Below are 21489 nucleotides of genomic sequence, written 5' to 3' on the forward strand. Positions count from 1 at the left end.
AATGAAAGAGATAGAGCAACTGATAGAAATATCGCAATTTTATGGCCGAGACAGTCGGTATGTGATTGCAGGGGGAGGAAATACTTCATATAAAAATGCCGATCGAATTTGGGTAAAAGCAAGTGGTGCGTCGTTGGCAACCATTACCGAAGAAGGATTTGCCGTGCTCGACAGGACAAAGCTTCGTCCGATGTCCGAAAAGAAATACAGCGACGATGTCGCGCAGCGCGAGGAAGAGGTGAAAAACGATCTGGCTGCCGCAACGCTTACCAAAGATAAGCGTCCGTCGGTAGAAACTTCGATGCACAACATCATCGAATACGCTTTCGTAGTGCATTTGCATCCCACGCTCGTTAATGCGCTGATGTGTTCGAAACAAGCCGAATCCGGTCTGAAAAAGCTTTTCGGCGAAAAAGCGCTTTATGTGGAATATACCGATCCGGGTTACGTGTTGTTTAAAAAAGTAGAAGAAAAAATCAAAGCGTTTCGTGCTGCCTACAACGAAGAACCCCATGTCATCTGGTTGCAAAATCACGGAATATTTGTGGCTGCCGATGCCATCGAAGAAATCGGGAATATTTATTCCGATATTTTCGGCACACTCGAAAAATCGGTACAAAAATCGCTTCCTTCGGACGAAACGCTCCCGAGCCGAGATGTAGAGAAGGTGATTCCTGCTGTCAGGATGATGCTTTCGTCCAACGGACTGAAAACCCTGAAAGTCCGCAACAATGCACTCATTGAATTTTTCTCGGAGAACGTCGAAAACCGGCAACTGATTGTAAAACCTTTCACTCCTGACGAAATTGTGTATGGCAAATCGAATTATTTGTTCTTCGACAGCGATTCGGAAGAAACTTTACTTCGAGAAGCAGGGGGAAAAATCCCGTTTTTTATTGAAAAATATGGCTATCATCCGCATGTTTTGCTGATGAAGGGAATCGGACTTATTGCCGCCGGCCTCAATGCCCGGCAGTGTGAAACCATCCTCGACGTGTTTGAAGATGCCATGAAAGTGGCTTATCTTTCGCAATCGTTTGGTGGAGCACATCCCATGACGCAGACTCAAATCGATTTCATCGATCATTGGGAAGTCGAAAATTACCGTCGAAGTGTGTCAACCGCAACATCGAACGGTCGCGCCGAAAACAAAACCATCGTGATTACGGGTGCGGCGCAAGGCTTTGGCGAAGGCATCGCTCGTTGTCTGGTGAAAGAAGGTGCCAATATTGTGGTAGCCGATTTGAACGAAGAGACAGGTCAAAAAACAGCCGGCGAATTAAATACGCTTTGTAACGGCAATCGGGTCGTTTTCGTAAAAACGGATGTAACGAATATTTCAAGTCTCGAACGTTTGGTACAGGATGCAGTTTGCAGTTTTGGCGCCATCGACTGCTACATCAGCAATGCGGGGGTATTGCGTGCAGGGAGTCTCGACGAAATGTCGCCCGAAACGTTCGATTTTGTTACCCGAATCAATTATTACGGATATTTTTATGGCGTAAAGGTCGTGAGCCGCATCCTGAAATTGCAAACTCGGTTTGCACCAAAAGATTATTATGCCGACATTATCCAAATCAATTCCAAATCGGGATTAAGAGGCAGCAAAGCCAATTTTGCTTATGCCGGTGGCAAATTCGGAGGAATCGGCCTTACACAGTCGTTTGCTCTCGAACTGGCGCCGTTCCGCATCAAGGTCAACAGTATTTGTCCGGGCAATTTTTACGAGGGTCCGCTTTGGAGCAATCCCGAAAATGGGTTATTTCTGCAATATCTCAAGGCAGGCAAAGTTCCCGGCGCAAAAACTATCGAAGATGTTCGCCAATATTACCTCTCACAAGTTCCCATGAAAAAAGGGTGCACGCCGGCCGATGTTACCAGAGGTGTACTGTATTTGATGGAGCAGTGTGGAGAAACGGGGCAGGCACTTCCGATCACGGGAGGGCAGGTGATGTTGTCTTAGACAGCAGTATCAAGACGCAAGATTCAAGAACCAAGAGAAAATTGAAATGCATAATTTTAAGAAATTGGATATTGGGAATAAATCGGTGGCTTTTGTCTCTGATATCTACCGACTTGTGAATACGTTTCCCCAAACGGAACGTTTCGGACCGGTTTCGCAAATGCAAAGAGCTGCAGTCTCTATTCCTACCAATATTGCCGAAGGTTCGGCGAAGTCCGGCAATAAAGATTTTGCCCAATTTCTCGAAATATCACTTGGTTCAACATTTGAATTGGAGACAGAATTAATTGTATCGCTAAATCTTTCATATAAAGATAAATATAATGCGAATCAGTATTTAAAAAATTAGATAAATGAAAGCGATGGCAATTTTGCCCATCGTATGAACAAGTAAACCTTTAGTGGATCTTACTTTTTGTGCTCTTTGAATAGTTGTTTTTTCATTCAACCAGTTGAAGAATGACTCTATGGGTTGCCTGATTTTGGAAACAGCCGTAGAGAACAAGTCGTTATAAGCTTTTTGGCGCTGCTTTTCCTGTTCGGATTGTCCCTTAATTGCCTTGACAGGAGTATACATTTCAATATTCTGTTTTTGTTTTTTATCATCGTTGAAGTATTCAAAATCGGAGTATATCTTGTCTCCAAAAATTACGGTATCGGAGATATAATCACCCCAGGCCTGTTTAAAAACCGTCAGATCATTATCTTCGGCAAGAGTGACCATCAAGGATTTCGGAAAGGGGATTGTTCCCTCCCTGCGCAGGGTCAGCGCATGAAGTTTCAACCCGTAACAATACATGTTCTTTGTTGAGCAATATCCCTTGGCGGTTATTTCCCGGGCCACTTTTCCTTGCCTGTTCCTACCCGCACAAGTTATTATGGGAAGGGAATCGACAAGGGATATGCCCTTATTGCAATCAGCCGGCATGAATGAAGATATCAATCTGGTGGATAATACCCGAAAGGCTTCATTAAGACGGTTTAACCTGAGATTAAAGGTCCGGTATGAAGGTAATTTGGGAAACCATGAGGAAAGATATTCTGATGCAAAATTGTATATATCCTTGATCCGGAAATACTTTTGACAGTGTCCTGCAAACAGGTAAATTGTCATTATTTCCTGGTCTGTGAAAGCGGGATTGGAATTATTGCTGTATCTTTGGCAATAATATTTCAATTCCTCGTCGTATAAATCACATATATACATATAAATCTGTATCAGTTTAAACTCTTTCTCGCTGGGAATCATACTTGAAAAATAATGGGTTTTATTCTTCTAAGTTAATGATTCTCAGCGGATTGAGCAAATATTCAGCGCATTTATTTTATTGATTTTAAATACTTTAACTACATAAACTCGCAATCAGTTTCAACTACTGATTCGCATATATAATTATTTAGAAGAAAAATTGAGTGAATTTCAAAAAATGAGTATTGGTTTTAAGGAAAAATTAAATTAAATAAAAATCCGGGAATCTAAAGAAAAGAAGTTTGGTTAATGTCTTGACTCTTGACTCTTGACTCTTGGTTCTGAAAATATGAAAACAAAAGCAGTCAGATTATACGGCAAAAAAGATCTTCGTCTCGAAGAGTTTGAATTGCCCGAAATCAAGGATGACGAAATCCTGGCCAAAGTAGTTTCCGATTCCTTGTGTATGTCGTCATACAAGGCTTCTTCACAGGGAGCCGATCACAAAAGAGTTCCGAAAGATGTTGCCGATAATCCGGTGATCATCGGACATGAATTTGCAGGAGAATTATTGGAAGTAGGCGCGAAATGGGCACACAAATTCAAACCCGGCGACAAGTTTTCGATACAGCCCGCACTGTATTACGAAAATGGACCTGTAGGTATTTTGAGTGCTCCCGGCTACAGTTACAAATATATTGGCGGTGATGCCACCTACGTCGTCATTCCCAACGAAGTGATGGAGAAAGATTGTCTGCTCGCTTTTCACGGCGAAGGATTCTACCCCGCTTCGTTGTCCGAACCGCTTTCATGTGTCATAGGGGCAATGCATGCCAACTATCATACGACGCCGGGAAGTTACGTGCACAAAATGGAAATTGTGGATGGCGGCAAAATGGCTATTCTGGCCGGAGTAGGGCCGATGGGACTGGCCGCCATCAACTATGTGCTCCATCGCGAAGATCGCAAACCCGCATTGCTTGTGGTTACCGACGTCAATCAGGTACGCCTCGACAGGGCTGCATCCATTTATACCGTCGAATTTGCCGCTTCACGGGGTATCGATTTGCGTTATGTCAACACCGGTGCGTTGGAAAATCCCGTTGAGGAATTGCGAGCGATTAGTGGTGGAACTGGGTTCAATGATGTATTTGTGTTTGCACCCGTGCGGCCGGTAGTGGAACAAGGCGATGCCATTCTCTCATTTGACGGATGTCTCAATTTTTTTGCCGGTCCGAGCGATCCCAGTTTCAGCGCAATGTTCAATTTCTACAACGTGCATTACGCCTATACACATATCGTGGGAACGAGTGGTGGAAACAACGACGATATGGTAGAAGCTTTGGACATTATGAGCCGAGGTCTCGATCCGGCCGGCTTGGTTACGCACATCGGGGGATTAAATGCTGTGCCCGAAGCTACAAATCACCTGCCTGAAATTCCGGGAGGGAAAAAATTGATTTATACGCACATCGAAATGCCGCTTACGGCCATCGACGATTTTGCCGAATTGGGTAAAACCGATTCTTTCTTCAAAAGTCTGGCAGAAATCTGCAAGCGCCATAAAGGTTTGTGGAGCGTTGAAGCGGAGACGTTTCTGTTGAACAATCATCCGTCGTTACAAAATTCAAAATAATTTTTCAATGAAACAATTGAACGTTAACCTGATGCATCCCGTGGAGCAAATCTGCGTGATCATCGGACGTATTTATCGGAGTGGAATGACCACCACTTCAGGTGGAAATATTTCCATCCGCGACGAAAATGGCGATATCTGGATTACTCCTTCCGGCGTCGATAAGGGAAATTTGACCACCAAGGACATTATGTGTGTGAAAAAAGATGGAACTGTGATCGGACCTCACAAACCCTCGTCGGAATATCCGTTTCATAAAGCGATTTACGAAGCACGTCCCGAACTGACGGCCATCATCCATGCACATCCGCCTGCATTGGTGGCATTCAGCATTGCACACGTAGTGCCCGACACCAAGATTGTTCCCCAAGCCCATAATATTTGCGGCGACATTGGATTTGCACCTTATGGTTGTCCGGGAAGTGAAGACTTGGGACGAAAAATTGCAAATGAATTTCGAGACACACGTTTCAAGGCAGTGATTATGGAAAATCATGGCGTTGTATTGGGTGGAACGAACATGATGGATGCCTATCAACGTTTCGAAACACTCGAGTTCTGTTGCCGAACGATTCTGAATGCAAAACGTCTTGGCGGGGTCAATTATCTGACAGACGAGGATGTGTCGCGATACTCTGAACATATTCCGGTCAACGTACCTCATTTCATGGATATTAATTATCCGTCGGACGAACGAGCCATACGTACCGAAATGGTAAATATTATCCGCAGGGCGTGCGATCAGCAGTTGATGATTTCTACCTATGGAACGGTTTCCGTTCGTTGGCGAGGAGACGATTTTCTGATTACTCCGCGTGATGTGGCACGTTGGGATATCATGCCCGAAGATATTGTTCAGATAAAGAACGGAATGGCCGAGGCGGGCAAGACTCCCAGTCGTGCAGTAGCATTGCATCAGCGCATTTTTCAACTCAATCCGCACATCAACTCCATTATCTGCACCCAGCCTGTCAATCTGATGGCGCATGCGGTAAGTGGAACCAAATTCGATGTCAGAACCATTCCCGAAAGTTGGATTTTTCTTCAGGATGTTCCTTCGATTCCTTTCGGATTACTTTACAACGAAATTGACAAGGTTGCCGAAATGTTCAATCACCATCGGGTAATCCTGGTCGAAAATGACAGTGTTTTCGTAACCGGAGACAAACTCCTGAATACTTTCGATTATCTTGAAGTGGCCGAATTTTCGGCAAATTCGCTTGTGATGGCTAATGCAATCGGCGAATTGAAACCGATCGGAGACGAGGAAATCGAAGAGCTTCGTGTGGCTTTCAACGTGAAGTAAGTGGTATTGAATCCTTATATTCAAAAACGTTCGATAAAACCATTTTTTCGGACGTTTTTTCTATTTTTGCAACTATGAAAGTCATTTTTTCTCCATCCAATAATCCGTCATTTAATCTTGCCGCCGAACAGTATCTTCTGACAGAAAATGAAGGAGATTTTGCGTTGCTTTATGTGGATGAACCCAGCGTGATTATCGGGTTGAATCAAGCAGTTATCAATGAAGTGGATATGGATTTCTGCATCGAGAACGGAATTCGTGTTTTTCGACGTTTGTCCGGTGGTGGGGCAGTTTTTCATGATGAGGGCAATCTTAATTATTGTTTTATATCGGACAAGACAGAGCATCCTCTGGGTACGGATTTTTTAACCCCGATTATCGAAGTGCTTGCATCGATGCATCTGCCTGTAACATTGGGAAAGCGAAGAGACCTTTGGATGGAGGGTTTTAAGGTTTCGGGTACGGCATCGCATGTTTCAAAGAATCGTGAGTTGCATCACGGAACGTTACTTTACGATACCGATTTGGCAATGTTGCAGCGGGTTTTGTCTCCTTCACATCCCAACTTTATCGCGAAAGCATCAAAATCTGTGCCCAGCCCTGTCAAGAATCTTCGATCTTATCTTCTCAAAAACGGCTTTTCGGCGCCTCCGGCGAATGATTTTTTTGCAATCTTTTCGCAAAAACTGTTAGCCTGTTTCGGTTTGGATGCTCTTTCGTCGTTAACCAAAGAAGACATAGCTCGAATCGAGGCGATTCGAGTCGAAAAATTTGTTCGTCGAGAATGGAATTACCGAATGTGAAAGACTTTTACTTCAAAACTTCTTTTCCTAGCAATGTTCCCTGCAAAATGCGCTGCCCCATTCCGATGCCGTCACGCAGATTGCCGGCGATGTGCAATCCTTTGTATTGCTTTTCGATGTTGAAAAATTGCATTCTGAAATCACAGGAGTACCGCTTGGGAATTCTCCAACCCAAATAGATTTGGGGAGTAATCGTTGCCTGAATTTCTTTCTCGGGATCAACTTTGTTAAACAATTCATTAACCCAACTTTCCACGCATCAGGCCGAACTTATTGCCGTACAGCAGGATGAATATTCGGTCGGGTAAGTTTGGGGAGTACAAATTTTTCGTCGTTTGAATGGCTGATGTTGATAATTCAGGGCATCGTATATTTCGGCGACCTTGCTCTCCGGTAACGTGCAGTTGCGGAATGTAACCCTCTCCCCCGGCTTATTCACCGCCGTAGTTGTCACTGCTTTTTGCGTGGACATGATCCGTGTCAGTTCCGTCCAATGATGTCTGATTCCCTTTTGTTTGAGTTGATGTCGGATGGTGTTCACCACCCAATAAGAGAGCAATCCGAAAAACAGGTGAGCCTCGCAAGATTCATCTTTTTGATGATAGATGGGACGAAGGTCGAGATCCGTTTTCAGGCAGCGAAAAGTCGCTTCAATTTCGCGAATAAGATTGTAATAATCCCGGGTAGTTTTTTCGTCCAATCGTTCAACCGATGTACGCAGAAAATAGGTACCCGAATCGGCATCCATGTCGCACTCCCGTTTTTTGACCCATTGCATGGCTGTTACCACCTCTTTTTCATCTTTTTCAATGTCAATCCGGTAGAACCGATGAACGGAGGGATAACTCTCCTGCGCCCGTCCGATGCGCATCAATACGCGGTCGTATCTCTTTATGCCACCTTTTTTATGCAGTGATGCCTCTATCTTTTGTAACGATTCCTCAAAACGATTACTGAAGAGTTCATTCATCGAACGTTCTTTAAGTTCCTTTTGCGGACTTTTTATTTTCAACCGGTATATCAAGGGTACCTTTCTCCTGTATCTGTAACCAATACTTGCGGGCAAATTCAACCACAACGGGTTCGTAATCTTCTTCTATGGCAAAAACAGAGGCTTGACGGCGGTTGTCTTTCCAATAGGTAAGCAGCGTGGCTACCTGTTTGCGCTGCTCACTGTCCGGTTCAGGGATAAAGCCGGGAGTAAGCAGGATACGAGTGCGGTTTACTCCTGCAAAATCGCGGTAGCTTTCCTTGATGCGAAAATACGATTCGGGCATTTTCGTTACCGGACTGTGGTGGACGGACAAATCGAAATACATGATGGCAAAGGTCTGTATTCTATGGCGTTTTGCCAAATCTGCGGGAGGAGTACAAAATGGTTTTAAAAAACACTTGTTGAATTTCAATTACTTATGTTTTTTACCTGACTGTTTTAACGTTTTAACCCTCGAAAATAGCTGTGACTTTAACTAAAATTTAACGCAATGAAAGAGGGTACTGGAAAGTTGGGTTAAGGATTTAATTAAAAATAAATATATTAATCAGTTATTAAATATAGTCGCTTCAAATGAGACTATAGCGACTTTCACTAATATTTTATCAGCATTTGTGAAATAAATGCTCGGTATTCATTGGGTGTCCTTCCCTTTTTCTTTTTAAATATTCTTATAAAATTCGACATGTTATTAAATCCACACGAGTAGCAAATTTCAGCAACATTTGAAGTCGTTTCCGTTAACATTTGGCAAGCATGGGCAATCCGGATATTGGTAAGAAATTCTATAAAAGTACAATTTGTCTTTTTCTTAAAAAAATGACTGAATGCAGATTCTGACATACCTATTAATTCCGCTACGTCATTTAGTTTAATTTCCTTATCGTAATTTTTTTCGATATAATCGCATACTTTTGCAATTCTGCGGCTTTTCGTGGTTTGAATAATAGAAGAACTGTCAAATTGATTACTCACCAAAACACGTTTATCGGCAACCGATAAATCATGAAGTATTGAAAAAAATTCAAGCACTGTATGGAATCCTTGCATTTTGGTAAGGCGAAGAATTTTTTCACTTACAATTTTTTTTGAAGATTCTGCAAAATCCAAGCCTCGCTGAGCATCAAAGAGCAATTGTTTGATTGGAACAAATAATCGTTTTTCCAAGATGGGCAATTTCAAAATTTGATCCGAAAACTGAATTGTGATGACGTGATTGCCTTTTATGATTTCTCCTTTCCATGCATGAGGCACATTTGGACCTATCATTATCAAATCAAGCCCATCAAATTCTTCCACAGAATCTCCCACGATTCGTTTGCCATAGGTATTCAATACTAAATTGATTTCAAAATCAGAATGATAATGAACCGGATAATCAAACATAGCATTCGGATGATCCAACACGATAAATAAATCATTATCGGAAATAGGGGTTATTTCTTTTTGTATCTCCTTCATCATTAAAACATTTTTCTATGGCAAATATATAAATAATAATGAAAATGCACGATTTTATTCAAAATAATATAACTATAAAACAAAATAATGCAAAAATATTGTCATGTTTTTCCCTACTTTTGCTTCCACAAAAATAAAAGCGAACAGCGATTATATGAAAACAATTTCAGTTGGAATCATCGACGTAATCATCGTATTTGTTTATTTAGGTGCAATCATTTGGTGGGCTTTAAAAAAGGGCAAAAGTGCCGATTCGCAATCCTATTTTCTGGCAGGACGTTCCATGCCATGGTGGATTGTGGGATTATCACTTTTTGCGGCAAGCATTTCGAGTACAACACTCATCGGTCAATCAGGTGACGCATACCACACAGGCTTGGCTGTTTTTAACTACAATTTAACAGGGGTTGTCGTTATGGTATTTTTTGCCATATTTTTATTACCTCTCTATATAAAATCGAAAGTATTCACCATTCCCGAATTTTTAGAAAAACGCTATGACGAACGTTCAAGATATTATTTTTCAGCAATTTGTATTATTGGAAATATTTTTCTTGATGCAGCCGGTGCACTGTATGCCGCAGCTCTTATTATCAAACTCATTTTCCCTGTTGCCGATCTCCAATTGATCGTTATCATATTTGCGTTGATAGCCGCTTCTTACACCATTCCGGGAGGATTGTCATCAGCCATTAATGCCGAATTAATACAAGCCATTATTCTTATATTAGGTTCCGTTTTATTAACCTATTTTTGTTTTATCCAAGGGGGAGATTATTTCGCAGAGCTGTTTCAAAACAATAACATCTTAACGAAACTTATACGTCCTTTAGATGATCCTGCAACACCATGGCCGGGACTTATAGTGGGAATGCCGATATTGGGAATTTATTTTTGGGCGAATAATCAAACATTGGTACAACGTGTTTTAAGTTCCAAATCGATTGATGAAGGCCGCAGAGGGATTATTTTGACAGGGTTTTTAACCATTAGTACATTGTTTATTATCGCTATTCCCGGAGTAATTGCCGGAAACTTATTTCCGGGCTTGGAAAAGCCCGATATGGTTTACCCTTCCATGATATTGAATTTAATGCCTGTTGGTTTACTGGGTATATCATTAGCCGCATTACTATCTGCTTTAATATCGACATTAAGCGCAATCATGAATGCTACATCTACACTATTTACCATGGATTTTTACTCGAAATTTAACAAACAATCCGATTCAAAGAATTTAGTTAAAATTGGAAAGATTACTTCTTGTATAGTAATACTAATTGCAGCTGTTTGGGCACCTCAAATTGGAAAATTCGGTTCATTATTAAAATATTATCAAGAAATGCTCTCCTATATTTCCCCGCCCATTGTGGCAGCATTCATATTAGGTGTATTCAACAAACGGACCAATGCCAATGGTGCATTTATCGGATTAATGGGCGGATTAGGTGTCGCTGTGCTCTTATTGTTTTTCAAAACACATATATTTGGCAACCTGCATTTTCTTTTAATTGTCCCCTTTCTCTTCATGTTTAGTTTGATATTAATATATATCACCAGTCTTTTTTCATCGAAACCTAGTAGTGAAAAATTAACAAATACCACATTCTCTAAAAAAGATTTTATTGAAGAATATTATTCACTGAAAGATGGAGCTTGGTATAAAAATTATTTAGCGTGGTCTATTATATTATTGATAATCTGTGCTTTAATATGGCTCATATTTAGATAAACACATAATAAGTTTTAATAATCAAATATAAGAATGAGGTATGAAATTAAAAAAATTTGAAGGAAATCCGATTCTAAGTCCAAAAATTGAAAACAGTTGGGAATCCCTAGTTACTTGTAATCCGGGGGTTTATTACGATAAAGGTGTATTTTATATGCTATACCGGGCAGCGGGAAATGACAAGGAACATGTTATTCGTTTTGGACTGGCAACAAGTAATGATGGTATAAATTTTGATCGTCAATCCAATTTGCCTGTTTTCTCCCCTAGTCCGGATGGTCCCGATGCAGGTTGTGTTGAAGATCCACGAATAGTAAAGTTTGGAAATACGTACTATATCACTTATGCATACCGTCCTTTTCATCCGGGACAATATTGGGAATTTGGTCATGATGAGGTCTTATTTCCGGAATGCGATAATGAAGCCCCTCAAGTATTAAAATATAATTTGGCCAATTCGGGGCTGGCTCTTACCAATGATTTCCGCTCATTCAGGAGATTAGGCCGTATTACTTCACCCATATTTGATGATCGAGACGTTATTTTATTTCCGGAAAAAATTAATAATCAATATGTGATGATTCACCGCCCAAAACAATATGTCGGCGAAACGTATGGTGTTGAATATCCGTCCATTTGGATTAAATTTTCTGATGATCTGCTGAACTGGGAAAATAAAGACAGTCATCTGCTTCTAACAGGAAGAAAAGGTACCTGGGAGGAAAAAGTGGGTGGAGGCGCTCCCCCTTTAAAAACGGATAAAGGATGGTTGTTCTTGTATCATGGGGTCGATAAAGGCGGATTAGGTTGTTATCGTGTGGGAGCATTATTGCTCGATTTAAATAATCCTCTCAAAATCATAGCCAAAACCAACGATTTTATATTAGAACCCGAATTCGACTATGAGTTTGATGGGTTTTATAAAGGATGCGTATTCCCAACTGGGAACGTTATTGTTAACGATACTTTATATGTGTATTACGGTTGTTCCGATAAATACGTAGGATTAGCTACATGCTCCGTTCGCGAATTGATCGATTATTTACTTAGCAGCTTGCAAAATAGATAGTACAATTAATACCGGAAATCGACATAAAGTGGACCAAGTATAATATTCAGAAAAAAAATTATCTTATTCAAAATAGTATAATTAATTAGCAAATTATTTGAATGAAAGGATGATAGAAATATCTACTTTTGGAAAATAGAATCCGTCTATTGTTTAGTAACCGCTGATAATTTAAAATGAACATGAAAATGAAAAGAAAAAAACAACCATCCTTATTATTATTTTATTGCCTGGCAATCATGCTGTGTTGGATTACTCCTCATGTTACCTTTGCCTCTATCGAACAAGAGGGTGATCCGATAAATGTGTCGGGGTACGTTAAGAACAGTCAAGGAGAAGTTCTTATAGGGGCAACAGTAAAGGTGAAAGGGGAACCCATGGGTACTGCCACCGATATTAACGGTTTTTACAGTCTGAAAGGTGTGCCAAAAAATGCCGTTTTGGAATTTTCCTACGTCGGTTTTCAGTCACAAGAAATACCGATTGAAGGCAGATCAAGAATTGATGTGGTTCTGGTGGATAATTTGCAATTGCAGGAAATTGTGGTCGTGGGATACGGAACAGTAAAAAAGAGCGACCTCACAGGATCGGTTGCAAGTATAAAAACCGATGTTGTTAAAGATATTCCGGCCAATTCCATCGAAGGATTATTGCAAGGACGCGCAGCCGGTTTACAAATTGTAAATTCTTCGCAAGATCCTGGTGCAGGCTCAATAGTACGTATCAGAGGTGCCAGTTCGCTGCGAGGTTCAAATTCTCCGTTAATTGTTGTAGATGGATTCCCCTTAGGTGAAGCAGGCGATTTGAAACAAATAAATCCAATTGATATCGAATCGGTAGAAATTCTAAAAGATGCTTCAGCCTCTGCAATTTATGGATCTCGGGGAGCAAACGGTGTCATTTTGGTAACCACTAAAGAAGGGCGCATAGGAAAGCCTACCATACAAATCAAGCAGCAACTGGTTATGTCTGAATTTACTTCCAAACTCAATTTATGGAGAGATCCTGTTCTTATGGCTTTGCTCAATAATGAGGCAAGAACCAATGCAGGCCTGTCCCCGCTTTATGTTGGAGAAGTAAGCTCTACCGGTATCTATTATCCTTCTGTCGAAGAACTTATGACCACATGGAAAACGAATACCCGATGGGATGAACTCGTATTCAGAGATGCTCCTCTATCGAATAATACGACCCTTTCTTTTGCCAATTCAACTGAAAGAACCCGTATTAATTTTAGTGCAAACTATTTTACGGATCAAGGTGTATATATCAAGGATAATTACGATAAATTGGGCTTTAATTTGAAAGTCGATCACAAGCTATATGACAATCTAAATCTTCGTTTTTCCGATATTTTATATTTAGGAAACCGAAATACCAATAACGATTTGGCATATTGGCGAAATCCCATATTTCCTGTATATGATGAAAATGGAGATTACTATTTGACGAGCAGCAACGATTACTCACATCCCATAGCGATCTCGGATCATAGGAAAAATCAAACGAAAATGTTTGATAATATCAGTTCGGCAGCCCTGGAATGGCAAGTATTCCCATCGCTGCAATTAACATCGCAACTCAATTATAAATATGGCAAATCTACGCAGGACGCCTATTATCCCAAAAAATATACCGAAGCCGGTACATTTAATAACGGACAAGGGGTGATAAATAATTGGGAAGGACAAAATTTTGTTACAGAGACGTATGCTAATTTCCAAAAACTAGTTGCGGACCGACATGATATCGGTGTAATGGTAGGACATTCCTATGAATATTCCATGTCTCGAAGTTCGTATCTTCAAGCAAATGATTTTGTAAATGAAGCATTGAAAAACGAGAATATGTCGGCAGGGAATCCCGAAAAAAATGTGATCAGCAACGGTTACTCCGAATCGAAACTGTTGTCTTACCTGGCAAGAATAAATTATACTTACAATAATAAGTATTTACTGACATTCACTTCCCGTGCCGATGCATCCTCAAAATTTGGTAAAGATAATCGATGGGCTTTTTTCCCTTCCGGTGCAATCAGCTGGAAAGCTCATGAAGAGAATTTTGTCAAAAATTTAAACCTGTTTGACGAATTGAAATTTCGTTTCAGCTACGGCATTTCAGGAAACCAAGGTATAAGCCCTTATCAAACATTGAGCAGATACGGAACGGGGAAATATTACAACGATGGCAATTGGGTAACCACTATTGGTCCGGGTTACGTATCCGGATGGACCGGACCGGGATGGATTTATCGCGTATGGAGCGGGATACCCAATCCGGGTTTAAAATGGGAAACTACGGCTCAATCGGATTTCGGAATTGATCTCGCTTTTTTTAATCGAAGATTGAGAGTGACGTTTGATTATTATAACAAATTAACGTATGATCTTTTACGCGAACGTAATTTGGCTCTTTCCTCGGGTTACGATAAAATGTGGGTGAATGATGGTAAACTTCGAAATCGGGGTATCGAACTTACCGTCGATGGTATAATTCTCGACAACAACGATTGGACGTTGTCTGGGACTCTCATCTTCTCAAAAAATAAAAATAAAGTACTCGATTTAGGAAATACACTCGAGTCGGGTTTGATTACCAATGAAAGAACCGATTTACTTTTCGAATACAGTGGCAATAACTTGGAACAGTATAGGGGATACACCAATATATTGGCCATAGGTCACCCTGTAAATGTTTTTTATGGATATAAAACAGACGGAATCATACAAACCTTGGCTGAAGGCTTAGAAGCCGGACTGACCGGTGAGTATGCCATGCCCGGAGAATATAAATATGTCGATTTGGATAAAAATGGCGCAGTCGATGAAAACGATAAAGATGTTATTGGAGATCCCAATCCCGATTTTACCGGCAGTTTATCACTGAATGCCCGATGGCGGAATTTTGATGCCGAGATTTTCTTAAATGGGGTTGTGGGTAATGATGTGGTCAATACACAAGCATTTAATCAACCTAGTAACCAACCCTTGCGTTGGACGCCGGATAATCCTACAAATAAATACCCGAGTTTGAGGGATGGTAGGCAAGTTATGTTTTCCGATTGGTGGATTGAAGACGGTTCGTTTTTACGCGTTCAAAATTTAACACTGGGATATACGGTTAAGTTGCCAAGCGAAAAAATAGTTGCCTCAAAACTCCGTTTATATGTAAATGCTTCCAATTTGTACACCTTTACCAACTTTAAAGGATACGATCCTGAAGTCGATTTATTGGGGGTATATTATGGTGGATATCCACGTTTAAGAAATTGGACTTTTGGTATCGATATAACTTTTTAAACACTATTATTATGAATACTAAAATAAAACTCGTTATCTTTTTTTCTATCGCTCTCTTTACGGCTTGCAATTTAGATGAATACCCTTACGGATTTTATTCTGAAGATAATTTTTTCAAGACAGCCGAAGATGCAGAAGCCGCTGTTAATTATGCATATGGTACGCTAAATTATTTGGAATATTCACGATCGATATTTTTCCTTGGCGATATGCCTACCGAAATGTTAACAACAAAATCCGATGCGTCGGTACACAATCAAGACTTGAATAATTGGAAAGTGATCAATTTTAAAACAAATGAAACACTCGAAAATTTTTTCAAATATGCCTATATCGGAATTAACCGAGCCAACGCAGTAATCAAAAAAGTGCCGGATGCAGATTTTGATACGAAACTGAAAAATCAATATTTAGGGGAAGCCTATTTTCTTCGTGCCTGGAATTATTTTAATTTGGTTCGCAACTTTGGTCTGGTTCCGATGCACTACAGCCTTGTTGAAACGTTAGAACAGACTTCGGCCGGTTTGGCTGCCGATATGGATGAAGCATGGGGAATTATTTTTACCGATTGCCGCAAAGCCATCGAATTATTGCCTGTTTATGAACAACCCAAAATCGGGCGTGCCGATCGTGTTGCAGCTCAGTCCCTATTGGCAAAAGCCTATTTATATGTTGCCAGCGCAAAAGAAAACAACGTACTTTTGTATCGCGATATGAAACGCGACGTTACCCAAATGTACGATAGTGCGGCATATTTTGCCAATGAAGTAATTACCAAGCAAAATACGTATGGATTTGAAGATAATTTACTAAGCATATATGATGTTGAAAATCCGCGGGGCAAAGAAAAAATATTCATCATGGGAATGGATAGAACCGGACAAACCGAAGGAGAATATTCTAAAATATCGAAAATGTTCATTCCTTATATCGATGGAGCGACCATTTATTTGAAACAAGGCGATACCGATGAATTTATTCCATCGCATGATGGTTGGGGAGAATATCGTACAGAGATTGATTTTTATAACGCGTACGATGCTAATGACAGACGAAAAAATCACCTGATAGTGAATAAAGTATATGATGCCAACGGGCAGGTAAAAAGTGAATATCCCGGTGATTTGTTATATCCCTTCTGTCGTAAATATATCGACCCTGAATTTGAAGGAGACAAAACAAGCACCCGCCCTTTTTTGATCCGTTACTCTGATATAGCATTAATTTACGCAGAAGCTGCAGGTCCGAATGATCTATCCTACAACCTGGTTAATTACATTCGTTCACGGGCCGGTTTAGGAAATTTGCGCCCGGGTTTGAGTACTGCCGATTTTAGAAATGAAGTAAGGAAAGAAAGAAAATTTGAAATGGCTTTCGAAGGCGATTATATGTATGACCTTCGTCGTTATAATAAAATTGTGGAAATCAAGGAAGTAGTTGATGCCGGATTAACCGAAAATCAATATACATTTTATCCGATACCTCAAGCCGAAATTAATTTGAATGGTGAATTAAGATAATAAAAAAAATATGAAAAAGATAATAATAGTTGTCAGTCTGATCGTAGTTACCATTTTTCAACAATCCTGTGTAAAAGATCCGTTAGCCGATATAGAAGAAGGTAAATGGAACAATGAGCGATCTGTTTTGAGCATTAAGTTCAAAAATCAAGTTGGAACAGCCGAAATCCAACGAATCGATGAGGAGAATGGTGAAATTTATATTAAATTGAATGTGGATGCGATACCCGATTTATCAAAAGTTGAATTGGAAAAGATTTTACTCTCTTACCGCGCCACCTGTTCAATCCAACCCGGCAGTACACTCGATTTTAATAATGCAGAAAGGAAAGCAGCGATAACGGTCACGTCACAGAATGGAAAAACAAGGGAATACACCATATATGCAACCGAATTTTCGGAAACACTGATTGGGAGATGGACCATCGACGATTTAGTCTTATATGGAGGAACCGGTCCTGAATGGTGGGGAGGTGCGGTATTGTCTTTATTGGATAAACCATGGTGTTGGGTAGGAGAAAATTTACCACAAGCCGAATGTGACAATACCCTCACCTTTACCATGACCGAAATTTCGGATGAAGGGAATACTTCCGGAATATGTGTCAACGATCCGGGTCCTGATGGTAAATATGCCGATTTTATCTTTAATGGCAGTCAAAATCCGGAAAATCCGGGAATCGATATCGACGTAAATCATTTTTATCGTCAAATTCCAAAGGGAGAAAGTCATTGGGTGAGAAATTATTCGGCAGGAACGATTACTTTTACCGATATGGATGGAAAAACAACGATAAGTGTATTGGAAAATCCGGGTACTTATATGCTTTTCAAAGATAACATTGGTAATAATATCGAACATTGGATAACCATCCCTCATAACGCTTTTTCATTCCAACTATCCGGAACTGATGATTGGGATCACATTTATTCCGATTATGATAAATTTGTAAAAAAAACCCGCAAATTTTTCATAATGGTGACAAAACAATAAATTCACAGGTAAAAATGCAGGGATGATAAGTTGATTCCCTGCATTTTATTCCACACTAAAAACAGATGAATAATATGACAAAACACATTCTCTTTCTATCGTTACTGTTCATTTCATTTGTACGTTGCAACAGCGAAAAAAATGTTACCTATGTAACGATTCATGCCGATACCTTAGTCAGTAAAAATTATATCGGCAACGGTGTTCAATGGGATCCCTATCAACTGGATTACGGAGAAGTGAAACTGGAAATATCCCCATCGGATTGGGAAAAATTATATGCTCGTCTCGATTTCATGCGCCCTCATTTTATCCGAGTGATGCTCAATACCACTTCCTTAGTTGAAAACGGAATTCTCAACCCCGATAAGAATATTGAGAATATCAAACCTATTTTGGATTATTGCCAATCACGCAATGTCAAGGTTATGTTTGGTGATTGGGGTTGGGGATTGATCGATGAATCCGATATAAATGAGCGGAATATCAAATATGCGGTCGATTATCTGAATTACTTGGTAAATGAAAAATCGTTTTCATGCATCAACTATTACAATTTGATAAACGAACCCAACGGGTATTGGGCAGCCACTAACGGCAGTTATCCGGTATGGAAAAAAGCCCTTCGTTTTTTCCATGACGAAATGGAAAATCAAAATTTGACAAAAAAAGTAAAAATGGTTGGACCCGACATTGCGATTTGGGATACGAAAGAAACATGGTGGATCGATAGTTGTGCGACCCATTTGTCGAAAGAAATTGGTCTTTACGATATTCATACGTATCCATCCAAAATTACGGTAAATTCCGGAAAATACAGCGATATCATTCGAGCCTATCAAAAACAAGTTCCTAAAGACAAGCAGATCGTCATGGGCGAAATAGGCCTTAAATTTGTGGAAGAAGCCGATTCCGTCTATAAAAAAGAAAATATCAGTCGGGCACAATCAAAAAAGTATGCATCGAAAGACGATTCCCAACTGTTTGTTTACGATTATATGTATGGAATAGATATGGCCGATGCTTTAATACAAACGATAAATGCAGGGTATTCGGGGTCTGTCGCTTGGATGCTGGATGATGCCATGCACGCTAACGAATCCCCGGAAAAGTTGAAAATATGGGGTTTTTGGAATATATTGGGAGAAGAATTTTTTGGCAAAGAAGAAGAGAAAGTTCGTCCCTGGTATTATGCATGGTCATTGTTGTGTCGATATATGCCCACAGGATCTGATGTATATAAGGTAAGCGTGACCGGGAATCCGGCTATAAAAGCCACTTTTTCGGGGAAAGACAACAACTATATGTTGGCATTACTCAATATTTCAAACGAAGTTCAACAAGTGAAAATCCGGCACTCTTCATTGGCCGGGTTGGATCACGCAAAAAAATTCGTTTATTCACAGGGTAACTTAAAAACAGAAGGCGATCATGTACTGTTGCCCGATGAAAATAACTTGACGTTACGATGGGATAAGGGAGAAATCATCACTGTGCCGGCAAATTCGTTGGTTGTTTATACTACTTTTGAATATTAAATTATATGCGTTTTGGATACTGTGGATACCGAATTAAATACTCCAACTGCAAAAAGCAATTTAACCGATTGGACGGCATAATCTTTCAAATTTACAAATAGTAATTACTTACTGCACAATGAAAAATGACAAGGTACTTTTAGCATTTTTATTGATTCTTTTTACCGTTTCCTGTTCAAAATCGGAAGACGGAATTGAAAATACGGAGAATAATAATACGGAAGAAATAACCGAATTATACATGGCCGATAAAAACGCCACGTTGGAAACCAAAGCATTATATGCCAATTTATGGGAAATACAACAAAAAGGATTTATGTTTGGACATCATGATGATCTTTGGTACGGACGTAAATGGTACAATGAAGCCGGGCGTTCCGATACCAAAGAGGTATGCGGAGACTATCCTGCGGTTTTCAGTGTCGATTTTGGTCCCATTATGGATGATCGGTGCCTCACTGAAAACAGCATTCGCGAAAATGACATCCGAAGGAGAGTTATATTGGAAGCCTATGGACGCGGAGAAGTAATCATAGCTTGTATGCATTTGAATAATCCGTTAACCGGGGGTGATTCGTGGGATAATTCGCGCAACGATGTAGTAAAGGAAATTCTTAAGGAGGGCAGCGATACAAATAAACGATTTAAAAGTTGGCTGGATCGTTTAGCTGTATTTTCATCCCATCTAAAAGGCGATAAAGGAGAAATAATACCGGTAATTTTTCGCCCTTTTCATGAACATACACAAACATGGTCATGGTGGGGAAGTTCATGTACCACTCAAAATGAATTTATCGATTTATGGCAATTTACGGTCAACTATCTTAGAGACATCAAGGGAGTCAATTCTTTTATTTATGCCATCTCACCTCAAATGGATTCACCCAAAACAACCAATGATTTTTTGTATCGATGGCCGGGAAATGACTATGTTGATTTTGTCGGAATGGATTCGTATCATGGATTAAATCCCAATACGTTGACAATTAACGCTCATGCCCTGAGCAAATTTTCAAAAGACATAAAAAAGCCTTGCGGGATCACAGAAACCGGAGTAGAAGGCATCCGTTATCCGAATGGATCTCCGGTTACGGATTATTGGACCAAGCAGCTGTTAACCCCGCTTGTTGGTCAAACCATAAGTATGGTGGTAATGTGGAGAAATGCCTATGATCCGGCAGAAGAAGGCGCGCACTTTTTTTCCGTTTACAAAGGACATACATCAGAAAATGATTTTTTGAGGTTTTATAATGATCCGAGAACTTTTTTCTCACAGGATTTACCCGATATGTATTCCATGCCAAAACAATATGTTGTCCGGTAAAACCGGGTGTTTAAATTTTTGACACTATTTCACGGGCTTTCAGCCCTGTTTTTCGTGAGTTTCTAAAAGTAAGCCCCCTCCCATTGAGGAAAGAGCGAATATTGATCCGTCATTCCTTTTTGACGAGCCTTTTGCTCTTCAATAAGTTCCTGCCAAGTTTTTTCAGGATTCTCAAAGAAGCTTCCGGCATTGATCTAACTCATCAAGTGCTGTCTGATTACAGAAACCATGTTTGGAAATGCCCATTTCCGCTTAATTTAGCTTTTGAGTATCATCAGTAGCAAGTTGGCTGGCATAACGGACCAAATTTGTATGATAATAGCGTTCTCATTGTCTCCCGGAAAATACTTCAAAGGAAAGTTCTTCTTTAGCTGTTTAAAAAGCAGCTCTATCTGCTATCTTTTTTTATAAATCTGCGCGATTACTTCTGCCGGAAGATCCATGTTATTGGTGATGAACTCAAACAGTCACCCATTGGTGGAATCCCAATAGGCAATACGTCTGGAAAGATGCTTTTCAGATTTGTTCTTACCGTAAGAAAGCTCAATCTGTTCGTCTTTCAGGACACCTAAATCTGCATCATCCGGGATATAGAACTCTTTGCGTGCCTGGTAAAGGGCGTTATCCTTTCGGGTCACGTATCATATCCTTTTACGAGTGA

Annotated in this window: 17 protein-coding genes; 12 read left to right on the forward strand and 5 right to left on the reverse strand. The window is 40.1% G+C overall.

Annotated features, from left to right (window positions below; all coding sequences use genetic code 11):
* Window position 1 precedes the first annotated feature (1 nt).
* Window positions 2-1963 carry an SDR family NAD(P)-dependent oxidoreductase gene (locus EJN84_RS07545; RefSeq protein ID WP_129594851.1) on the forward strand — a complete coding sequence of 654 codons (1962 nt, stop codon included), beginning with the start codon at window positions 2-4 and terminating at the stop codon, window positions 1961-1963.
* Window positions 1964-2009: 46 nt separating this feature from the next.
* On the forward strand, window positions 2010-2312 hold the full coding sequence (locus EJN84_RS07550) for a four helix bundle protein (RefSeq protein WP_129594852.1): 303 nt from the start codon (window positions 2010-2012) through the stop codon (window positions 2310-2312).
* Here the strand turns inward: EJN84_RS07550 and EJN84_RS12490 are convergent.
* The gene (locus EJN84_RS12490) at window positions 2301-3212 is read right to left on the reverse strand and encodes a transposase (RefSeq protein WP_317125858.1); all 912 of its coding nucleotides are present in this window, start codon (window positions 3210-3212) and stop codon (window positions 2301-2303) included. The genes EJN84_RS07550 and EJN84_RS12490 overlap by 12 nt on opposite strands.
* A gap of 289 nt (window positions 3213-3501) precedes the next feature.
* Between EJN84_RS12490 and EJN84_RS07560 the strand changes: the two genes are divergently transcribed.
* From EJN84_RS07560 to EJN84_RS07570, 3 genes are all read left to right on the forward strand, one after another.
* Window positions 3502-4788, forward strand: a complete 1287-nt coding sequence (locus EJN84_RS07560; protein WP_129594853.1) for a zinc-binding dehydrogenase — start codon at window positions 3502-3504, stop codon at window positions 4786-4788.
* Between the two features lie 7 nt (window positions 4789-4795).
* Window positions 4796-6094, forward strand: coding sequence for a class II aldolase/adducin family protein (locus tag EJN84_RS07565; RefSeq protein WP_129594854.1), 1299 nt, complete (start codon window positions 4796-4798; stop codon window positions 6092-6094).
* A gap of 74 nt (window positions 6095-6168) precedes the next feature.
* Complete coding sequence (locus tag EJN84_RS07570) at window positions 6169-6897, forward strand: lipoate--protein ligase family protein (RefSeq protein ID WP_129594855.1); 729 nt, start codon at window positions 6169-6171, stop codon at window positions 6895-6897.
* Window positions 6898-6904: 7 nt separating this feature from the next.
* Here EJN84_RS07570 and EJN84_RS07575 read toward each other — a convergent pair whose 3' ends face one another.
* The 4 genes from EJN84_RS07575 to EJN84_RS07590 form a co-directional block, all read right to left on the reverse strand.
* Complete coding sequence (locus EJN84_RS07575) at window positions 6905-7153, reverse strand: hypothetical protein (protein ID WP_129594856.1); 249 nt, start codon at window positions 7151-7153, stop codon at window positions 6905-6907.
* Window positions 7154-7156: 3 nt separating this feature from the next.
* Window positions 7157-7867: a transposase gene (locus EJN84_RS07580; protein ID WP_129594857.1), complete on the reverse strand. Its 711-nt coding sequence runs from the start codon at window positions 7865-7867 to the stop codon at window positions 7157-7159.
* Between the two features lie 10 nt (window positions 7868-7877).
* Window positions 7878-8303: a hypothetical protein gene (locus tag EJN84_RS07585; protein ID WP_129594858.1), complete on the reverse strand. Its 426-nt coding sequence runs from the start codon at window positions 8301-8303 to the stop codon at window positions 7878-7880.
* A 182-nt stretch (window positions 8304-8485) separates the two neighbouring features.
* On the reverse strand, window positions 8486-9352 hold the full coding sequence (locus EJN84_RS07590) for an AraC family transcriptional regulator (protein ID WP_129594920.1): 867 nt from the start codon (window positions 9350-9352) through the stop codon (window positions 8486-8488).
* Window positions 9353-9506: 154 nt separating this feature from the next.
* Here EJN84_RS07590 and EJN84_RS07595 point away from each other — a divergent pair, with 154 nt between their 5' ends.
* The 7 genes from EJN84_RS07595 (at window position 9507) to EJN84_RS07625 (ending at window position 20828) form a co-directional block, all read left to right on the forward strand.
* Window positions 9507-11084, forward strand: a complete 1578-nt coding sequence (locus tag EJN84_RS07595) for a sodium:solute symporter (RefSeq protein WP_129594859.1) — start codon at window positions 9507-9509, stop codon at window positions 11082-11084.
* Window positions 11085-11124: 40 nt separating this feature from the next.
* Window positions 11125-12153, forward strand: a complete 1029-nt coding sequence (locus EJN84_RS07600) for a glycoside hydrolase family 130 protein (protein WP_129594860.1) — start codon at window positions 11125-11127, stop codon at window positions 12151-12153.
* A 176-nt stretch (window positions 12154-12329) separates the two neighbouring features.
* A complete protein-coding gene (locus EJN84_RS07605; RefSeq protein WP_394343088.1) occupies window positions 12330-15452 on the forward strand; it encodes a SusC/RagA family TonB-linked outer membrane protein in 3123 nt (1040 codons plus the stop codon).
* An 11-nt stretch (window positions 15453-15463) separates the two neighbouring features.
* Window positions 15464-16972: a RagB/SusD family nutrient uptake outer membrane protein gene (locus tag EJN84_RS07610; protein WP_129594862.1), complete on the forward strand. Its 1509-nt coding sequence runs from the start codon at window positions 15464-15466 to the stop codon at window positions 16970-16972.
* A 10-nt stretch (window positions 16973-16982) separates the two neighbouring features.
* Window positions 16983-17966: a hypothetical protein gene (locus EJN84_RS07615; protein ID WP_129594863.1), complete on the forward strand. Its 984-nt coding sequence runs from the start codon at window positions 16983-16985 to the stop codon at window positions 17964-17966.
* A gap of 74 nt (window positions 17967-18040) precedes the next feature.
* Window positions 18041-19504, forward strand: coding sequence for a hypothetical protein (locus EJN84_RS07620; protein ID WP_129594864.1), 1464 nt, complete (start codon window positions 18041-18043; stop codon window positions 19502-19504).
* Window positions 19505-19622: 118 nt separating this feature from the next.
* Window positions 19623-20828: a glycoside hydrolase family 26 protein gene (locus EJN84_RS07625; protein ID WP_129594865.1), complete on the forward strand. Its 1206-nt coding sequence runs from the start codon at window positions 19623-19625 to the stop codon at window positions 20826-20828.
* Window positions 20829-21489 lie beyond the last annotated feature (661 nt).

Source organism: Seramator thermalis (genome assembly GCF_004138125.1).
Lineage (GTDB): Bacteria > Bacteroidota > Bacteroidia > Bacteroidales > Dysgonomonadaceae > Seramator > Seramator thermalis.

Coding starts and splice junctions, on each gene's coding strand:
- EJN84_RS07545 (WP_129594851.1), top strand. CDS start 2: ATGAAAGAGATAGAGCAACTGATAGAAATATCGCAATTTTATGGCCGA.
- EJN84_RS07550 (WP_129594852.1), top strand. CDS start 2,010: ATGCATAATTTTAAGAAATTGGATATTGGGAATAAATCGGTGGCTTTT.
- EJN84_RS12490 (WP_317125858.1), bottom strand. CDS start 3,212: ATGATTCCCAGCGAGAAAGAGTTTAAACTGATACAGATTTATATGTAT.
- EJN84_RS07560 (WP_129594853.1), top strand. CDS start 3,502: ATGAAAACAAAAGCAGTCAGATTATACGGCAAAAAAGATCTTCGTCTC.
- EJN84_RS07565 (WP_129594854.1), top strand. CDS start 4,796: ATGAAACAATTGAACGTTAACCTGATGCATCCCGTGGAGCAAATCTGC.
- EJN84_RS07570 (WP_129594855.1), top strand. CDS start 6,169: ATGAAAGTCATTTTTTCTCCATCCAATAATCCGTCATTTAATCTTGCC.
- EJN84_RS07580 (WP_129594857.1), bottom strand. CDS start 7,867: ATGAATGAACTCTTCAGTAATCGTTTTGAGGAATCGTTACAAAAGATA.
- EJN84_RS07590 (WP_129594920.1), bottom strand. CDS start 9,352: ATGAAGGAGATACAAAAAGAAATAACCCCTATTTCCGATAATGATTTA.
- EJN84_RS07595 (WP_129594859.1), top strand. CDS start 9,507: ATGAAAACAATTTCAGTTGGAATCATCGACGTAATCATCGTATTTGTT.
- EJN84_RS07600 (WP_129594860.1), top strand. CDS start 11,125: ATGAAATTAAAAAAATTTGAAGGAAATCCGATTCTAAGTCCAAAAATT.
- EJN84_RS07605 (WP_394343088.1), top strand. CDS start 12,330: ATGAACATGAAAATGAAAAGAAAAAAACAACCATCCTTATTATTATTT.
- EJN84_RS07610 (WP_129594862.1), top strand. CDS start 15,464: ATGAATACTAAAATAAAACTCGTTATCTTTTTTTCTATCGCTCTCTTT.
- EJN84_RS07615 (WP_129594863.1), top strand. CDS start 16,983: ATGAAAAAGATAATAATAGTTGTCAGTCTGATCGTAGTTACCATTTTT.
- EJN84_RS07620 (WP_129594864.1), top strand. CDS start 18,041: ATGACAAAACACATTCTCTTTCTATCGTTACTGTTCATTTCATTTGTA.
- EJN84_RS07625 (WP_129594865.1), top strand. CDS start 19,623: ATGAAAAATGACAAGGTACTTTTAGCATTTTTATTGATTCTTTTTACC.